This window comes from Arthrobacter sp. Helios (assembly GCF_023167125.1).
Classification (GTDB): domain Bacteria; phylum Actinomycetota; class Actinomycetes; order Actinomycetales; family Micrococcaceae; genus Arthrobacter_B; species Arthrobacter_B luteolus.
On sequence record NZ_CP095402.1, the window covers coordinates 2,630,930 to 2,647,723 of the forward strand.

The 16,794-nt window shown below is 64.6% G+C and carries 10 protein-coding genes; 7 read left to right on the forward strand and 3 right to left on the reverse strand.

The annotated features are described in order from the left end of the window. The first annotated feature begins 11 nt into the window (after window positions 1–11). Window positions 12–1,565: an amidophosphoribosyltransferase gene (gene purF / locus ArtHe_RS11910; protein ID WP_248317074.1), complete on the forward strand. Its 1,554-nt coding sequence runs from the start codon at window positions 12–14 to the stop codon at window positions 1,563–1,565. After that, window positions 1,562–2,677 carry a phosphoribosylformylglycinamidine cyclo-ligase gene (purM, locus tag ArtHe_RS11915; RefSeq protein ID WP_248317075.1) on the forward strand — a complete coding sequence of 372 codons (1,116 nt, stop codon included), beginning with the start codon at window positions 1,562–1,564 and terminating at the stop codon, window positions 2,675–2,677. Before purF ends, purM begins: the two co-directional genes overlap by 4 nt. 252 nt (window positions 2,678–2,929) lie before the next feature. Here the strand turns inward: purM and ArtHe_RS11920 are convergent, their stop codons facing one another. Then, on the reverse strand, window positions 2,930–3,166 hold the full coding sequence (locus ArtHe_RS11920; RefSeq protein WP_066296597.1) for a DUF3073 domain-containing protein: 237 nt from the start codon (window positions 3,164–3,166) through the stop codon (window positions 2,930–2,932). Between the two features lie 272 nt (window positions 3,167–3,438). On the opposite strand from ArtHe_RS11920, the gene ArtHe_RS11925 reads away from it, so the two are divergent. Then, complete coding sequence (locus ArtHe_RS11925) at window positions 3,439–5,655, forward strand: septum formation family protein (protein WP_248317076.1); 2,217 nt, start codon at window positions 3,439–3,441, stop codon at window positions 5,653–5,655. Between the two features lie 104 nt (window positions 5,656–5,759). Here ArtHe_RS11925 and clpB read toward each other — a convergent pair whose 3' ends face one another. Together clpB and ArtHe_RS11935 are read right to left on the reverse strand one after the other, a co-directional pair. Beyond that, the gene (gene clpB, locus ArtHe_RS11930) at window positions 5,760–8,384 is read right to left on the reverse strand and encodes an ATP-dependent chaperone ClpB (protein WP_248317077.1); all 2,625 of its coding nucleotides are present in this window, start codon (window positions 8,382–8,384) and stop codon (window positions 5,760–5,762) included. A gap of 181 nt (window positions 8,385–8,565) precedes the next feature. Then, entirely contained in the window at window positions 8,566–9,168 is a 603-nt protein-coding gene (locus ArtHe_RS11935; RefSeq protein ID WP_248317078.1) for an SRPBCC domain-containing protein, read from the reverse strand. A gap of 307 nt (window positions 9,169–9,475) precedes the next feature. On the opposite strand from ArtHe_RS11935, the gene betT reads away from it, so the two are divergent. From betT to ArtHe_RS11955, 4 genes are all read left to right on the forward strand, one after another. Continuing rightward, on the forward strand, window positions 9,476–11,584 hold the full coding sequence (betT, locus tag ArtHe_RS11940) for a choline BCCT transporter BetT (RefSeq protein WP_248317079.1): 2,109 nt from the start codon (window positions 9,476–9,478) through the stop codon (window positions 11,582–11,584). Beyond that, a complete protein-coding gene (locus ArtHe_RS11945) occupies window positions 11,581–13,074 on the forward strand; it encodes an aldehyde dehydrogenase family protein (RefSeq protein WP_248317080.1) in 1,494 nt (497 codons plus the stop codon). Before betT ends, ArtHe_RS11945 begins: the two co-directional genes overlap by 4 nt. 4 nt (window positions 13,075–13,078) lie before the next feature. Next, window positions 13,079–14,692, forward strand: coding sequence for a GMC oxidoreductase (locus ArtHe_RS11950; RefSeq protein WP_248317081.1), 1,614 nt, complete (start codon window positions 13,079–13,081; stop codon window positions 14,690–14,692). A gap of 92 nt (window positions 14,693–14,784) precedes the next feature. Beyond that, on the forward strand, window positions 14,785–16,707 hold the full coding sequence (locus ArtHe_RS11955) for a penicillin-binding transpeptidase domain-containing protein (RefSeq protein ID WP_349238353.1): 1,923 nt from the start codon (window positions 14,785–14,787) through the stop codon (window positions 16,705–16,707). Window positions 16,708–16,794 lie beyond the last annotated feature (87 nt).

Sequence of the window (16,794 nt, forward strand, 5' to 3'; positions counted from 1 at the left end):
GAATAATTCCTATGGCACGCGGTGACGGAAAGCTTTCCCACGATCTCATGCCCGGCGAGAAAGGACCGCAGGATGCCTGCGGCGTTTTCGGTGTCTGGGCCCCCGGCGAAGAGGTAGCGAAGCTTACCTACTACGGTTTGTATGCGCTGCAGCACCGCGGACAGGAGTCCGCGGGAATCGCAACCAGCGACGGCAAACGAATCAGCGTTTACAAGGACATGGGCCTGGTCTCCCAGGTTTTCGACGAGACCACCCTCAACACCCTGCTGGGGCACATCGCCATCGGCCACTGCCGCTACTCCACAACCGGCGGTTCCCACTGGGCCAATGCGCAGCCGACCCTCGGTGCGACAGCCTCCGGCACAGTAGCACTGGCCCACAACGGCAATCTCACCAACTCCGCAGAACTCTATGAACTGATCCTGGAACGCCAGGGCCGCCCCCGCGCGGGCGAAATCGCGCAGGGCAACACCTCTGACACGGCTCTGGTCACCGCGCTGCTCAACGGCACGGACGGCCGCACCCTGGAAGCAACAGCGCTCGAGCTGCTGCCCAAACTGCGCGGCGCGTTCTCCTTCGTCTTTATGGACGAAGGCACCCTGTACGCCGCGCGTGACACCTACGGCGTCCGCCCTCTGGTCCTTGGGCGGCTGAACCGCGGCTGGGTTGTCGCTTCCGAAGGATCTGCCCTGGCCACTGTCGGTGCTACCTTCATCCGCGAAATCAAGCCCGGCGAGTTCATCGCGATCGATGAAAACGGAGTCCGTTCGCAGATGTTCGGAGAACCGACCCCTGCCGGCTGCGTATTCGAATACGTTTACCTGGCCCGCCCGGATGCAACCATCAACGGGCGCTCGGTCTACGAATCCCGCGTGGAAATGGGCCGCCAGCTGGCCCGCGAAAACTCCGTGGACGCCGACATCGTGATTCCGGTTCCGGAATCGGGCACACCGGCCGCCGTGGGCTACGCCGAGCAGTCCGGTATTCCCTTCGCGCACGGTTTCGTCAAGAACTCCTACGTGGGCCGCACCTTCATCCAGCCCAGCCAGACCCTGCGTCAGCTGGGCATCAAGCTGAAGCTCAACGCCCTGGAATCCGTGATCCGCGGCAAGCGCGTAGTGGTGGTGGATGACTCGATCGTCCGCGGCAACACGCAGCGCGCCATTGTGCGGATGCTGCGCGAGGTCGGCGCGAAGGAAGTCCACGTCAAGATCTCCTCACCGCCCGTTCAGTGGCCCTGCTTCTATGGCATCGACTTCGCCTCCCGCGCCGAGCTGATCGCCAACGGCGCCGAGGTCGAAGAAATCTGCACCTCCATCGGGGCGGACACCCTGGCCTATATCTCTGACGACGGCATGATCGGGGCAACCCAGCAGCCGCGGGAGAAACTCTGCACCGCCTGCTTCACCGGCGAGTACCCCATCGAACTTCCCTCCGCTGACCGCCTGGGCAAGAACCTGCTGGAGAACTCCGCGGACGCGGACGGCTCCAATGGCTGCGATCCCGGCCCGGACAGCGAATTCGAGAACCTCCTGACACCGACAGACAAGAAAGAACCAGTATGAGCGCGAGCGAAAACGCCATCACCTACGCCTCCGCAGGTGTGGACGTCGAAGCCGGCGACAAAGCCGTTGAACTGATGAAGGCGGCCGTCAAGGCCACCCACAATGACAGCGTCATCGGCGGGGTCGGCGGATTCGCCGGACTCTACGACGTCTCCCGGCTCCTGACCTACAGGAAGCCGCTGCTGGCAACCTCCACAGACGGCGTCGGCACCAAGGTGGCCATCGCCCAGGCCCTCGATATCCACCACACCATCGGTTTCGACCTGGTTGGCATGGTTGTGGATGACATCGTGGTGGTTGGAGCCGAACCGCTGTTTATGACCGACTACATTGCGTGCGGCAAGGTGGTCCCGGAACGCATCGCGGACATCGTCCGCGGCATCGCCGCAGCCTGCGAAGTTGCCGGGACTGCCCTGGTGGGCGGAGAGACCGCCGAGCATCCCGGCCTGCTGGGCATTGACGAGTACGACGTCGCCGGTGCCGCCACCGGCGTTGTGGAAGCTGCGGACCTGCTCGGCCCGGAGCGGGTGCGCAACGGTGACGTGGTTATTGGCATGGCGTCCTCCGGTATCCATTCCAACGGTTACTCCCTGGTCCGCCGCGTGATCAACCACGCCGGCTGGCAGCTCGAACGCCAGATCCCGGAACTGGGACGCACCCTCGGCGAAGAACTGCTCGAGCCCACCCGTGTCTATGCCGCGGATTGCTTGGACCTGGCACGCTTCGCTCCGGCAGGTGTCCACGGCTTCAGCCACGTCACCGGCGGCGGGCTGGCCGCGAACCTGGCCCGGGTGCTGCCCAAGGGCATGGAAGCCACCATTGACCGCTCCACCTGGGAGCTTCCCCCGGTCTTCAAGCTCATTGGCGAACTCGGCAACGTTCCGCTTCCGGATCTGGAGCGGACACTGAACCTGGGCGTTGGCATGGTCGCGATTGTCGACGCCGCCGGAGCCGACGCTGCCTTGGCCCGCCTGGCCGAGCGCGGTGTTCCGGCCTGGACCATGGGAACTGTGGGAACAGCAGGGGAACCCGACACCGCTAACCCGGACTACGTCCAGGGCGCCAAGGGTGTCGACGGCGGCGCCGTCCGCCTGGTTGGCAGCTACGCCTAAGCGGTCACCAGCCTTCAACGCAAAAGAGGGTGGACACTCCATGAGTGTCCACCCTCTTTTTTGCCGATGATCTTGTTGCTGGGGATCTTGTTGCTGGTGATCTTTTTGATCGATTGCCGGCGTGACCTTGTGGGTGTCCAGCTCCGTGGTGCGCTGCTAAAACCCGCTTAAACGCCCTTCAGCGGATCCACCGACCGGTGATCCGCTGAAGGAGGGCAATTGGCTTGCCGGAAAACGAGGGATGTGCTGCATCTAGCCGATGCGGCGGGAACCCTCGTCCTCGTCGTCTTCATCGCCAAATTGATCTGCGTACTTATCCTCGTACGCCGAGTAGTCCGGCTCGGCCGGTTCCTCGGGATATCGACTCGATGGACGGCTCGTTGGACCAGACAGCTCTCGCTGCAGGGCCGAGTAGTCCGTGGCAGGAGTGAAGTACTTCATCTCGCGTGCCTGCTTGGTTGCTTTTGCCTTTTGACGGCCGCGCCCCATGGCGTGACCCCCTTTTTGCGTCGATCCGGAGGTGGTCGCTCGGGCAGGAGAGCGAGGCCCCGGAATTTGGTCAATTTGTCGTATCTACAGGTTACATGTTTTCCCGCGTCGTTGTGCCCCTGCATGACCTCACGCGCACTCAACTTCCAAGTTTACTCCTGGTCCGTGACCGGTGCGTACTGCGCTGTCACCTGCAAATTCGCTAAAGTCAGGGAGGAACAGACGTTGCGGGACATCAGCGTGGCCACGAACAGGGAGGACAGACGTTCACCATGAGCGATCAGAAGCGGACGCCACGGGCAGGTTCATCCCTGCCCGGGAAGTCCCTGCGGCCTTCCCCGCCTGCGAAGGGCAGCGCCGTCCCCAAAGGTTCCGGGGCAACTCCTCCCGCTGCGAAGGCAGCACCGCCTCTCCGGAACAACCCTGCCACAAGGAGCATTCCCGTTATCAAGCCGCAGCAGTCAGCAACCAGTGGGCGCCCCGGACCGGGTGCTTCCCCCGAAGACAAGGCCGAGCAGCCCGGCACACCCGGGAAAGCAGGTAAACCGGGGAAAACAGGCAGGCGCACCCCTGGTGCCAAGCGGCCGGCCTCTGCGAAGAAAGGCACCGTTGCCAAGGGACTGCTCGGCTCCAAGGGCGGGACCAAACGGCCACCGCTGCGCAGCGGTCCCGGCGCTAAGGACGCCTCCGGGCCAGCAGACGAACCCACGACACCCAAATCAACAGGCCCGGAGCCAGCGGCCCCCGAGCCCACAGATTCCGAGCCAACAGGTTCTGAGCCAGCGGACCACGAACCACAGCCGGAAACCGCAGACCTGGAATCCGGGCCCGCCGGGGAACCGGCGGCACCCCCCGCCTCGGAGCCAGACGCCGTCCTGACCGACTTGGTCTCCCACACCGAAGCACCGGCCTGGCTTTCCGGCGGCGGGACCCGTGACGCCGAGGCATGGGCCGAAGTGTTTGAGTCCGAGGTCCAGCAGGCTGCTCCGCTGGAACCCGTTGTCATTCCCGTCGAAGACGTGCATCTCGCAGAACCGTCACTGGATACCCCTTCCATCAGCGCTGAGGCAGCCGAGGCCGCTTCGCTTCCTGAGGCCGCAGCCGAGGTGCGGGCGGTTTCGGAAGAGGCAGCTGAAGCCGGCAAGCAGGCCGGCATTACCGAGCCCGCCCCCGAAGGCACCGAAATCGCCGTTGACGCCGGGGAGGGCCTCACTGAGCTGGAACCCGCTGCCGGAGAGGCAGGGGCTCCCCCTGAGGCTGACGGCAGCGAAGACGGGAAGGAAGCCGCTGAGGCTGCCCCCGATGCCGCCGAGCCGGCTGACCAGGCTGACCAGGGTGCCGCCCCCGCCCCGCCGGAGGACCCGGCTGCCCATCCCGCTGAGGACGACTCTGATTCCGGCTCCGGTTTAGGCACAGCCGAACCTGCAAAGGCTGAAGGGGCGGCTGGGGCTGCAAAGGCTGCGGGATCGGGAGAATCGGCGGAGACTTCGGATTCAGCCAAGGACAGGGATTCTGCGCAGGATACGGATTCCGGGGATAAGCCGGACTCGATCGGGGAAAGTCCTGCCGGCACGGCGGACGAAGATCCGGCGGACACCGGTGAAGGCACCGAGGACACTTCGCCTTCTCGGGACATCACTACCAACGCGGACGATGCTGATGCTTCGGACGACGCTGCCGCAGCGGACGCCGGGGCCACCAAGGACACCGCTCTCCCCCAGCATGCCGGGGAGGAGGAAGATACGGCGCAGACTGCCAGCACCGCCGGCACAACCGGCCGCACCGGTGCGCAGCCCGTTATCGCCACAGCCGTGGTCAGCGGCGACAGCACCGATGTTGCCGCGCCCGTTACCGATTCCTTTGCATCCCTCTCGCTGACCAAAAATGTCCCGGCCGAGGATTCAGCAGACACCGGAGTCACCCACGTAGTTCATCCTTCCGGTTCCTCAGCCGTACCTGCCGATTCGCGGCGGGCGCGGCGCACCAGGGAAGCCGAAGAAGCCGCCGCCAAGACCGGCGGCAGCAGCAGGACCACCCGCATGCTGGTCCTCATCGGATCGATCCTGATCATTGTCCTGCTCGGCATCTGGCTGGCCACGGTCGTGGCTGACAGCAACCGGGAGGAGGGCGTCCTGGAGGATTCGGTCGCTCCCATCGATCTGGAGGCAGGCGCCTGCATCCAGGATTTCCAGAGCGTTAACGCAGAGGTCACGGTAGTCACCTGCGAGACCCCGCACAATGCCCAGCTGGTCGCCAGCGAGTCCTACCTCAACTCGGATTCCTTCCCTGGCACGGATGCGCTGACTGCCAAGGCCGAGCAGGTCTGTTCTTCCGCGATGTACACGGATTCCGCCTCCCAGTACTCAGACCTGGAATTGAACCGGGCCATCCCCACCCAGAGTTCCTGGGACGCAGGCGACCGCCGGGTGGACTGCTTTGTGGTTGCTCCGGGCGAAGATCTGACAGAATCCCTCATCGTCCAGCCCTAGGACCATCGTCCAGGCCCCGAACGAGGCCAGACGAATATCAAGGCGAGACAAACAAAACCGGAAGGCCGCAGCTGGCGGCCTTCCGGTTTTCGTCTGCGCAGGAGCTACCCGACGGGCGCCACTGCTTCCACGCTGAGGCCCTGTGCCCCGAGTTCATCTCCGATGCCTTCGGGACGATCCACCAGGACGGTGTCGCCGTCGGAAATCCGGCCCGCCAGGATGCCCTTGGCGAGTTTGTCGCCGATTTCGCGCTGCACCAGCCGGCGCAGTGGCCGGGCGCCGTAGGCCGGATCGTATCCGGTCAGCGCCAGCCACTCGCGTGCTGCGTCGGTGACCTTCAGGGTCAGGCGGCGGTCCTTCAGCCGGGCGGCGAGCCCGCGGACCTGGATGTCCACGATCTGGGACAGCTCTTCCAGGCTCAGCGGGTCGAAGAGGATGATGTCATCCAGCCGGTTCAGGAACTCCGGCTTGAAGTTGGCGTTGACCATGGACATCACTGATTCACGTTTCTGGTCCTCGTTCAGCCCCGGGTCCACCAGGAACTGGGACCCGAGGTTGGAGGTCAGGATCAGGATCACGTTGCGGAAGTCCACGGTACGGCCCTGCCCGTCCGTCAGCCGGCCGTCGTCGAGAACCTGCAGCAGGATGTCGAAGACGTCAGGGTGGGCCTTCTCCACCTCGTCCAGCAGGATGACGGAGTAGGGGCGTCGGCGGACTGCCTCGGTGAGCTGCCCGCCTTCCTCATATCCGACGTATCCGGGAGGAGCCCCAACCAGGCGGGACACGGTGTGCTTTTCGGCATACTCGCTCATGTCCATACGGACTATGGCGCGTTCGTCGTCGAAAATGAACTCCGCAAGGGCCTTGGCCAGTTCGGTCTTGCCGACGCCGGTGGGGCCCAGGAACAGGAAGGAACCGGTAGGCCGGTCCGGATCGCTGACCCCGGCGCGGGAACGACGGACGGCGTCCGCCACGGCGGAGACGGCGGTGCTCTGGCCGATCAGCCGGGACCCGATGACTGATTCCATCTCCAGCAGCTTCTGGGACTCGCCCTGGAGCATGCGGCCGGCAGGGATCCCGGTCCAGGCGGAGACCACTTCGGCGATGTCGTCGGCAGTGACTTCCTCGGAGACCATCAGTTCCCTGGCCTCCTCACCGAACTGGTCCTGCTCGGCTTCCTGCGCCGCGTCGAGTTCCTTCTGCATGGCCGGGATCTCACCGTACAGGATCCTGGATGCCTCGGCCAGATCGCCGTCGCGCTGGGCTTTTTCAGCCAGCGAACGCAGTTCGTCGATGCGGGCCTTGATGTCGCCAACGCGGTTGAGGCCGGCCTTCTCCGCCTCCCAGCGGGCATTGAGGGCGGCGAGCTGTTCCTTCTTGTTCGCCAAGTCCGCACGGAGCACTTCGAGGCGTTCCAGCGAGGCCTCATCCGTTTCCCCGGAGATAGCCAGTTCCTCCATGGTGAGCCGGTCCACGGCGCGGCGCAGCTCATCGATTTCCTCCGGAGCAGAGTCGATCTCCATCCGCAGCCGCGACGCGGCCTCATCGACGAGGTCAATGGCCTTGTCCGGAAGCTGGCGGCCGGTGATGTACCGGTTGGAGAGGTTAGCCGCCGCAACCAGCGCCGAGTCTGCGATCGCTACCTTGTGGTGCGCTTCGTAGCGTTCCTTCAGGCCGCGGAGGATGCCGATGGTGTCCGCAACGCTGGGCTCCCCCACGAAGACCTGCTGGAAACGGCGCTCCAGCGCAGCGTCCTTCTCCACATTTTCACGGTATTCGTTCAGCGTAGTGGCGCCGATCAGGCGCAGTTCGCCGCGGGCCAGCATCGGCTTGAGCATGTTGCCGGCGTCCATGGATCCTTCAGCCGCCCCTGCGCCCACAACGGTGTGCATCTCATCGATGAAGGTGACGATCTGCCCTTCGGCGCTGGCGATCTCCTCCAGCACGGCCTTGAACCGTTCTTCGAATTCGCCGCGGTACTTAGCACCCGCCACCATGGATCCGAGGTCCAGCGAGAGCAGTGTCTTGCCGCTGAGACTCTCCGGCACATCCCCCGCCACGATCCGCTGCGCCAGGCCTTCGACGACGGCGGTCTTACCGACCCCGGGTTCACCGATCAGCACCGGGTTATTCTTCGTTCGGCGGCTCAGCACCTGGATGACCCGGCGGATTTCAGCATCGCGGCCGATGACGGGGTCCAGTTTTCCTGACCTCGCCAGTTCAGTGAGGTCGGTGCTGTACTTTTCCAGTGCCTGGAAGGTGTTCTCCGGATCGGCATTCGTCACTTTTCGATCTCCTCGGACGGTGGGAAGGGCAGCGGCCAGCACATCGTGGCCGGCGTTGTTGTCACGCAGCGCTTTGCCTGCAGGCCCGCTGTCGACTGACAGCGCCAGAAGCAGATGCTCGGTGGAAACGTAGGCATCACCGAGTTGGGCAGCCTCCTGCTGCGCTGCGTTGATGACCTGCAGAAGGGGGCGCGAGAACTGGGGTTGCTGGACGGATGAGCCGGAACTGGAGGGCAGGTCATGGATCGCGTTGCTCGCCGCGACGCTGACAGCGTCTGGATTGGCACCCGCAGCCTTAAGCAGCGCCACGGCCACCCCCTGGCGCTGGTCCATCAGCGCCTTCAGCAAATGGGCAGGCTCAATCTGGGGATTGCCGGCAGTAGTCGCATTCATGGCGGCGGACTGAAGCGCCTCTTGGCTCTTATTCGTGAACTTCGTATCCACAGCGGGCTCCTTCTCAGGCTCGGAGAACAACCAAACAAGCTCTCGGTGGACTGCCCAATTGGAGAACCCTGACGGTCCTGCCATCTGGCTTCATCCGACCATGCTCAACAAGATTGAGTGTAGTCCACTCAAGGTTGGACGTAAAGTTATCCACAGGCAGTTTCGTGCGCCTGGACCAGGTTTACTCGGGTCCGGGCAACGGACTGTGATCCCGCTCGAATTCCTCCCTCACCCGCACCCATTCGTCGTTCCGGGCGTGATAGAGCTCTTTGTCTGCGCCCTCCATGGTTCGCCAGTCCCGGTCTATCGGACGCACGTCCCGGTTATCAAGGTGTGCAGTGAGGTTATCGAGGAAGAACTCCCAGCCCGGTCCTGCCGCCCACTCATTGACGTCCGGGGTCATAACGGCAAATCTCTTGCGCACGGAAGCGTAGAGCAGTTCCACCCGCGTGGCCCCGTCCTCGTCGGCCAGATGGATTTCCAGTTCACCGTCGTTCCCATGCGGCGGGATCCAGGAAAGCGTCAGCAGCCGCGGTGGATCACACCGCAGGATGGTCCCCTGGGAGAAGCCAGGCACCTCGTAGTCGCCCCCACGTCGAAAGTCGCCCTGCGGCTCCACGAAGTAGGTTCCAATACTGGAGGGGTCGGTCAGTGCATTCCACACCGCTCCGATGGGCTGTGGAAGAACCCGTCCGATCACCAGCATGCGGGCGTGACCCGCCTGTATCTGGCGGAGCCCGAAGGACCGCTCTGTTTCGGAAAGATCTACATCCAGTTCGGACATTCACCCGCTCCTTCAGTTTGCCGGCGTTGCGGTCCTGAGGAGTCGTACCGGATCAATGCGGTCCGGCCGGGCACCCCGGAACCGGTTTGTGATACGGGACACAGCCCGCCTTCTTGGAGGTTAGCAAAGAAAGCCGCCCCGGGACAGGGCTTGAAGCCTGGCCAGAGCTCCGCCCACGCAGGCCCCGCCGCCCCCGCAAACTGTGACCCAGCTCTCAGGAATCCGCTCCCCCAAAGCCGCTTTGATAGCCTGACCGCTCCGAGACTAAGGAACCTTACTTTTTTCTGCCCACCGTGAAAAGGACCCGATGACTAGCCCGGATACGGAAACGCCACCCGAGACAGCCGCGAAAACCCGCGTCAACAAGACGGTATTTATTGGCTCCGCCATTGGCATCATCGCCATCGCATTGTGGGCCATGATCTCCACCGAATCAGCGGAGGCTGTGATCGGGACGATGGTGGGCTGGGTGTCCACGAACATGGGCTGGTACTACTTCCTGGTGGTGACCATGGTTGTCATCTTCGTCCTGGTTATCGCCCTGTCCGGGGTCGGCAGGACAAAACTCGGCCCTGACCACTCGAAGCCTCAGTTCGGACTGTTCACTTGGGCCGCAATGCTCTTCGCAGCCGGGATTGGCATCGACCTGATGTTCTTCTCGGTCTCCGAACCCGTCACGCAGTTCCTCGCTCCGCCCCAGGGCGACGGTTCCACTGCCGAGGCAGCCCGGCAGGCTCTCGTGTGGACTCTCTTCCACTACGGCATCACGGGCTGGGCGCTTTACGCCCTCATGGGACTGGCACTGGGTTACTTCGCCTACCGGCACAACCTGCCACTGAGCATCCGCTCCGCGCTGTATCCGATCTTTGGCAAGAAAATCGATGGCCCGCTGGGGCACGGTGTGGACATTGCAGCCCTGCTTGGCACCATCTTCGGCATCGCCACTTCCCTGGGCATCGGCGTCGTGCAGCTGAACTACGGGCTGAACTTCATGTTCGACGTCCCGGAAAACGTCAGCGTGCAGATCGCACTGATCGCCCTGTCAGTGGCAATGGCCACCGTCTCGGTGGTCTCCGGGGTGGAGAAGGGGATCCGCCGCCTCTCCGAACTCAACGTGATCCTGGCCGTCGGCCTGATGCTGTTCGTCCTCATCGCCGGCAAAACCAGCTTCCTGTTCGACGGAATCGTGCAGAACACCGGCGACGTCCTCAGCCGCTTCCCCGGCATGACACTGGACACCATGGCTTACGACCGGCCGGACGGGTGGCTGTCCAGCTGGACCCTGTTCTTCTGGGCATGGTGGATCGCCTGGGCACCGTTCGTCGGACTGTTCCTCGCCCGCATTTCACGCGGACGGACCATCCGCCAGTTTGTCCTGGGCACCATGGTTGTTCCCTTCGCCTTTATCCTGCTTTGGATCTCCATCTTCGGAAACAGTGCCCTGGACCTGGTTATGGGTGGAAACGCAGCGTTTGGCGAGGTGGCGATGAACCAGCCGGAACGTGCGTTCTATGGCTTGCTGGAGCAATACCCGTGGGCCCCGGCCACTGCAGCCATCGCCACCTTCACCGGGCTGCTGTTCTACGTCACCTCGGCTGATTCCGGAGCTCTGGTGATGGCGAACTTCACCTCCCACCTCAAGGACGCCGATTCCGACGCCCCGAAGTGGATGCGCGTTTTCTGGGCCGTTGTCACCGGGCTGCTCACTCTGGCGATGCTGATGGTGGGCGGTGTTTCCACACTGCAGAATGCCACGATCATCATGGGCCTGCCGCTGTCCATCCTGCTGCTGTTCATCATGCTCGGCGTCTACAAAGCGCTGCGGGTGGAGAACTCGCTGGCCGCCAGCTTCCGGGCTTCACTGCCCGGGATGATCGCCGGCCGCGGCGGGGACAGCAGGGGTGGGCGTTCCTGGCGCCAGCGGCTGACCCGGGCCATGACCTACCCCGGGCCCAAGCAGGCAGCGCGTTTCGTGGAAAGCGTCGCGTACCCCGCGCTGCAGGAGGTCCACGACGAACTCGAGTCCAAGGGTGCGGAAGTTTCCCTGTCCCTTGCCGACTGCGGTTCGAACGACATCCGTTCGGCTGACCTCGCCGTCGGACTGGGCGATGAGCGCCCCTTCAAATACCAGGTCTACCCCGTCCAGTACGAGACGCCGTCCTACGCACTGCGCAGCGCGTCCACGGACACCAAATACTTCCGCATGGAGGTCTTCTCCCTGGAAGGCAGCCACGGCTACGACGTCATGGGCTACACGAAGGAGCAGCTGATCACCGACGTCCTGGACCATTACGAACGGCACCTTGAATTCCTGCACCTCAACCGCGAGGTGCCCGGCAATACCGCAATCACCGAAGACCCGGTCGTCAAAGACAACTGGGATGCCGACTTTGTCGGCGAGGAGGAAAAAGTATGAGCACCGCCACTGCAACCCTTTTCATCGATGGCGAGTGGGTCCCCGCATCCGACGGAGGCACCCGTGACATCCACAACCCCGCCGACGGCGAACACGTAGCCACGGTTTCCGAGGCCACCCGCGCTGACACCGAGAAAGCGATCGCCGCCGCCCGCGCTGCCTTTGACCGCGGCGATTGGGCTGCCGTCCCCGCCCCGGAACGAGGCGACTTCCTGCTCCGTGTGGCGGCCGAACTGCGCGCCCGGAAGGATGAGTTCGCCCGGGCGGAGACCCTCGACACGGGCAAGCGGCTGGTCGAGAGCCAACTCGACATGGACGATATCGCTGCCTGCTTCACCTACTTTGGAAAGACCGCCGGCCAAAACGCCGGCCGGATCGTCGATGCAGGGGACCCCAGTGTGGTGTCCCGGATCGAGTACGAACCCGTGGGCGTGTGCGGGATGATCGCCCCGTGGAACTACCCCCTGCTGCAGTCCGCTTGGAAGATCGCGCCGGCCCTGGCCGCCGGCTGCACGTTCATCCTGAAACCCTCCGAACTCACCCCGTCCACGTCCATCCTCATGATGCAGGTCCTGGAAGACCTTGGCCTGCCCCGCGGAACGGCGAACCTGGTGCTTGGAGCCGGGGCCGTGGCCGGAGCTCCGCTGGCGGAATCCCCCGAGGTCGACCTTGTGTCCTTTACCGGCGGCCTGGCGACCGGCAAGGTCATTGCCGCTGCGGCAGCCGGCACGGTGAAGAAGGTGGCCCTGGAACTCGGCGGGAAGAACCCCAACATCGTCTTTGCCGACGCGGATTTCGACGCCGCCGTGGACAACGCGCTCAATGCCGCCTTCGTCCACTCCGGACAGGTCTGCTCCGCCGGAGCCCGGCTCATAGTCGAAGAACCAATTGCCGAACGGTTCGTGAATGAACTGGTCCGCCGGGCTGAACAGATCCGCATGGGCGGCCCGTTCGATGAGTCGGCCGAGACCGGTCCCCTCATTTCCGCGGCCCACCGGGACAAGGTCACCGCCTACGTCAAAAAGGCCGTCGACGAAGGTGCCCGCGTCCGCTGCGGCGGAACCTGGGGCACCGGCGACCTGGAAAAGGGCTTCTACTACGCCCCGACCGTGCTGGATAACGTTCAGCGGGGCAGCTCGGCCCTGGTGGACGAGGCCTTCGGCCCCGTGGTCACCGTCGAAACGTTCAACGGCGAAGACGAAGCCGTTGAGCTGGGCAACGACACCGACTACGGCCTGGCCGGAGCGGTCTGGTCACAGGACGCCGGGAAGACCCAGCGGGTGGCCCGCAGGCTGCGCCACGGCACCATCTGGATCAATGATTTCCACCCCTACCTGCCGCAGGCCGAATGGGGCGGCTTCGGAGCCTCCGGCGTCGGCCGCGAACTCGGCCCCACCGGGTTGGGCGAATACCAGGAAGCGAAGCACATTTACCAGAACATCAGCCCCCAGGTTACCGGCTGGTTCGCCGACCACGGAAAGGCCAACTAACTCCATGACTCATCTGCAGAAAACGGAATTCGACTACATCGTGATCGGTGGCGGCTCGGCCGGAGCCGCCGTCGCCGCACGGCTCAGCGAGGATCCCGCCGTCGAAGTGGCCCTCGTGGAAGCAGGGTCCGATGACCGCGGCCTGGAGGAAATCCTGCAGCTGGACCGCTGGATGGAACTGCTCGAATCCGGCTACGACTGGGACTACCCGATCGAACCGCAGGAAAACGGCAACTCGTTTATGCGCCACTCCCGCGCCAAGGTCATGGGCGGCTGCTCCAGCCATAACTCCTGCATCGCCTTCTGGGCGCCCCGCGAGGACATCGACGAGTGGGAGACGAAGTTCGGCGCTGAAGGCTGGAACTCCGAGATGGCCTTCCGGCTGTACAAGCAGCTGGAATCCAACGAGGACGCCGGCCCGGATGCACCCCACCACGGTGCGGACGGCCCGGTGAAACTGATGAATGTGCCGCCCAGCGATCCGTGCGGCGTCGCCCTCCTGGACGCCTGTGAACAGGCCGGGATCCCGCGGACGAAGTTCAACACCGGGCAGACCGTCACCAACGGCGCCAACTTCTTCCAGATCAACCGGCATCCGGACGGCACCCGCTCCTCGTCCTCCGTTTCCTACATCCATCCGATTATGGAACGGAAGAACTTCACGCTGCTGACCGGGCTGCGCGCCCGGGAACTGACATTCGACGACGCCAACCACTGCACCGGCGTCGACGTGGTGGACGGGCAATTCGCCCGTACCCACACGCTGCGCGCCCGGACCGAGGTCATCCTCTCCGCCGGTGCGATCGACTCCCCCAAGCTGCTGATGCTCTCCGGCATCGGCCCACGGGAGCACCTGGCCGAACACGGCATCGAGGTGCGTGCGGACTCTCCCGGCGTGGGTTCGAACCTGCAGGACCATCCCGAGGGCGTTATCCAGTGGGAGGCGAAGCAGCCCATGACCGAAACCTCCACCCAGTGGTGGGAAATCGGCATCTTCACCCCCACCGAAGACGGGCTCGACCGCCCGGACCTGATGTTCCATTACGGTTCCGTGCCGTTCGACATGCATACCCTGCGCCAGGGGTTCCCCACCACGGAGAACGGTTTCTGCCTCACCCCGAACGTAACGCACGCGCGCTCCCGTGGCACGGTGCGGCTGCGCAGCCGGGATTTCCGGGACAAGCCGATGGTGGATCCGCGCTACTTTACCGACCCGCACGACATGCGCGTGATGGTCTACGGCATCAGGAAGGCCCGCGAAATCGTCTCCCAGCCGGCCATGGCCGAGTGGGCCGGCCGGGAACTGTACCCGGGGCCGGACGTGCAGACGGACGAGGAGATCACCGAGTACATCCGTAAAACGCACAACACCGTGTACCACCCGGCCGGTTCGGTCCGAATGGGCGCGTACGACGACGGGATGTCACCTTTGGATCCGCAGCTGCGGGTCAAGGGGGTCACCGGTCTGCGGGTGGCTGATGCCTCAGTAATGCCGGAACTAACCACGGTCAACCCGAACATCACCACCATGATGATCGGTGAGCGCTGTGCCGAACTGGTGCGGGAAGCCCGGAAGGCAGCCGGTGCGGGCGCCGCTGCTGCAGTGGCCAGCGTGTAGCTTCTGCCGCCGGAGCGGACACGGGTGCAACAGCGCCCGTGTCCGCTTTTCATTTCCGCTCCCGGTACTCTGTGCGGATGGGGAAACATCGCTTGCTCGCATCTGTCCTGACCGTGTCCATCCTGGGGCTCTCCTTGGCAGCCTGCTCGGCGGAGGACCGCCCACAGCCCGAAGAGGCAGCCAAGTCACTTGCTGAAGGACTCTCGAAGCTGGATGTTTCCGGCACGTCGTTCCTGGACTCCACCGTGGAGGAAGCAAACCTCAGGCTGGCGGAATGGACCTCCGGCATGACACCGCTGAAACCAACCGTCAGCGTCGCCTCAGTGGAAGAGATCTCTGACGACGAAGCCACCGCCACGCTCAGCTACGTGTGGGACGTGAGCGCCTCCGATGAGGACTTCAGCTATGACACCTCCGTTGACCTGCGGCGGGACGAGGAGGGATCCTGGCAGGTCAGCTTCGCCCCCACCGCGGTGCATCCCCAGCTGGCTTCCACCGACCGTCTGGTCCGTGAGATCGCTCCAGTGCCGCGTGGCGAAATCCACGGCGCAGATGGTCAGGTCCTGGTGACCCAGCGTCCGGTCTGGCGCGTCGGCATCGACAAGTCCTGGATCACTGAAGCCGAGTTTGCGTCCTCTGCTGCCGCCCTGGCCATGTTTCTGGAACTGGACCCGGCTGCCTATACCGCTCAGGTCCTGGCCTCCGGACCCCAGGCATTCGTGGAGGCCATCACGCTCCGGCAGGACAGCACTCCTGCGCAATTCGAGAGTGAGGTAGCGGCGATCCCCGGTGCCGCGGCAATCCCGGGCACCCTCGCGCTGGCGCCCACCCGCACCTTCGCCCGGGCGTTGCTCGGATCGGTGGGCGAGGCAACGGCGGAACTGATCGAAAAATCCGACGGCGAACTCTCCGCGGGAGACCAGACCGGGCTCTCCGGCCTGCAGCAGCAGTACGACTCCCAGCTCAGGGGCATTGACGGCGTCCAAATCCGTACAGTCACTGCCGAGAACGTCTCCTCAGCACCGCTCTTCACCTCTGCTGGCGTGGCTGCCGATCCGCTGCAGACCACGCTGGACACCCGGCTGCAGACCCTGGCTGAGTCCGTCCTGGAAGATGAGCCTTCTGCCTCAGCACTGGTGGCTATCCAGCCCTCCACCGGCAACATCCTGGCCGTGGCCAACGGTCCCGGCAGCGAAGGAGCCCAGACGGCCCTGCTCGGGCAGTACGCCCCTGGCTCCACCTTCAAGCTGGCCACAACCCTGGCGATGCTCCGCTCCGGGGCCACCCCTGATTCCGTGGTCTCCTGTCCCGAAGAGCTCAACGCAGACGGCCGGATGTTCAACAACGCCAGCACCTACCCTGCACGGTTCCTCGGGGACATCCCGCTGCGCCAGGCGTTCGCGCAGTCCTGCAACACCGCCTTCATCAACGCCCGCGGAACGGTGGCCCAGCAGGATCTCGCCGCCGCAGCGCAGGCGCTGGGCTTGGGAGTGGACGCCGCCATCGGCACCCCAGCGTACTTCGGATCCGTGCCGGAGACAGCGGAGGGAACCCTGCACGCCGCCTCGATGATCGGGCAGGGCGAAGTCCTGGTCTCCCCGCTGGCACTGGCCATCGCCGGAGCCTCCGTCGCCAAGGGCGAACGGGTCTCCCCGCTCCTGGTCAAAGCGCCTGACGCCGCGGCCGCTGGTGAAACGGCCTCTGCTTCGGCCTCCCCTTCCGGCGCTACCGGTTCCCCCTCCGTGACGACCGCCGAAGCGGCCACCCTCCGGGAAATGATGCGGGCGGTCGTGACCGACGGCGGTGTGCAGCTGCTCCAGGCTGTTCCCGGCGAACCTGTGCTGGCCAAGACCGGCACTGCTGAATTCGGCAACGAAACCCCGCCGCGCACCCACGCCTGGGTCGTCGCGGTCCAGGGCGATCTCGCCGTCGCACTGTTCATTGAGGAGGGCGAACTGGGCTCAACGTCCGGCGGACCGGTCATGAAGGCGTTCCTGGACGGCCTGGCCGGCTGAGCCTGTTCCAAAGAAATGCAGGGACGGCCGCCGCACTTTGAGCGGCGGCCGTGTCCAGATCCCGGTCCCCGCCGATAGCCTGACCGG

What these genes read in the sequence shown, in the direction of transcription:
- ArtHe_RS11920 (WP_066296597.1), bottom strand. Translation starts at nt 3,166, where the DNA reads ATGGGGCGCGGCCGTCAAAAGGCAAAAGCAACCAAGCAGGCACGCGAG.
- betT (WP_248317079.1), top strand. Translation starts at nt 9,476, where the DNA reads ATGACTAGCCCGGATACGGAAACGCCACCCGAGACAGCCGCGAAAACC.
- ArtHe_RS11925 (WP_248317076.1), top strand. Translation starts at nt 3,439, where the DNA reads ATGAGCGATCAGAAGCGGACGCCACGGGCAGGTTCATCCCTGCCCGGG.
- ArtHe_RS11950 (WP_248317081.1), top strand. Translation starts at nt 13,079, where the DNA reads ATGACTCATCTGCAGAAAACGGAATTCGACTACATCGTGATCGGTGGC.
- purF (WP_248317074.1), top strand. Translation starts at nt 12, where the DNA reads ATGGCACGCGGTGACGGAAAGCTTTCCCACGATCTCATGCCCGGCGAG.
- ArtHe_RS11935 (WP_248317078.1), bottom strand. Translation starts at nt 9,168, where the DNA reads ATGTCCGAACTGGATGTAGATCTTTCCGAAACAGAGCGGTCCTTCGGG.
- purM (WP_248317075.1), top strand. Translation starts at nt 1,562, where the DNA reads ATGAGCGCGAGCGAAAACGCCATCACCTACGCCTCCGCAGGTGTGGAC.
- ArtHe_RS11945 (WP_248317080.1), top strand. Translation starts at nt 11,581, where the DNA reads ATGAGCACCGCCACTGCAACCCTTTTCATCGATGGCGAGTGGGTCCCC.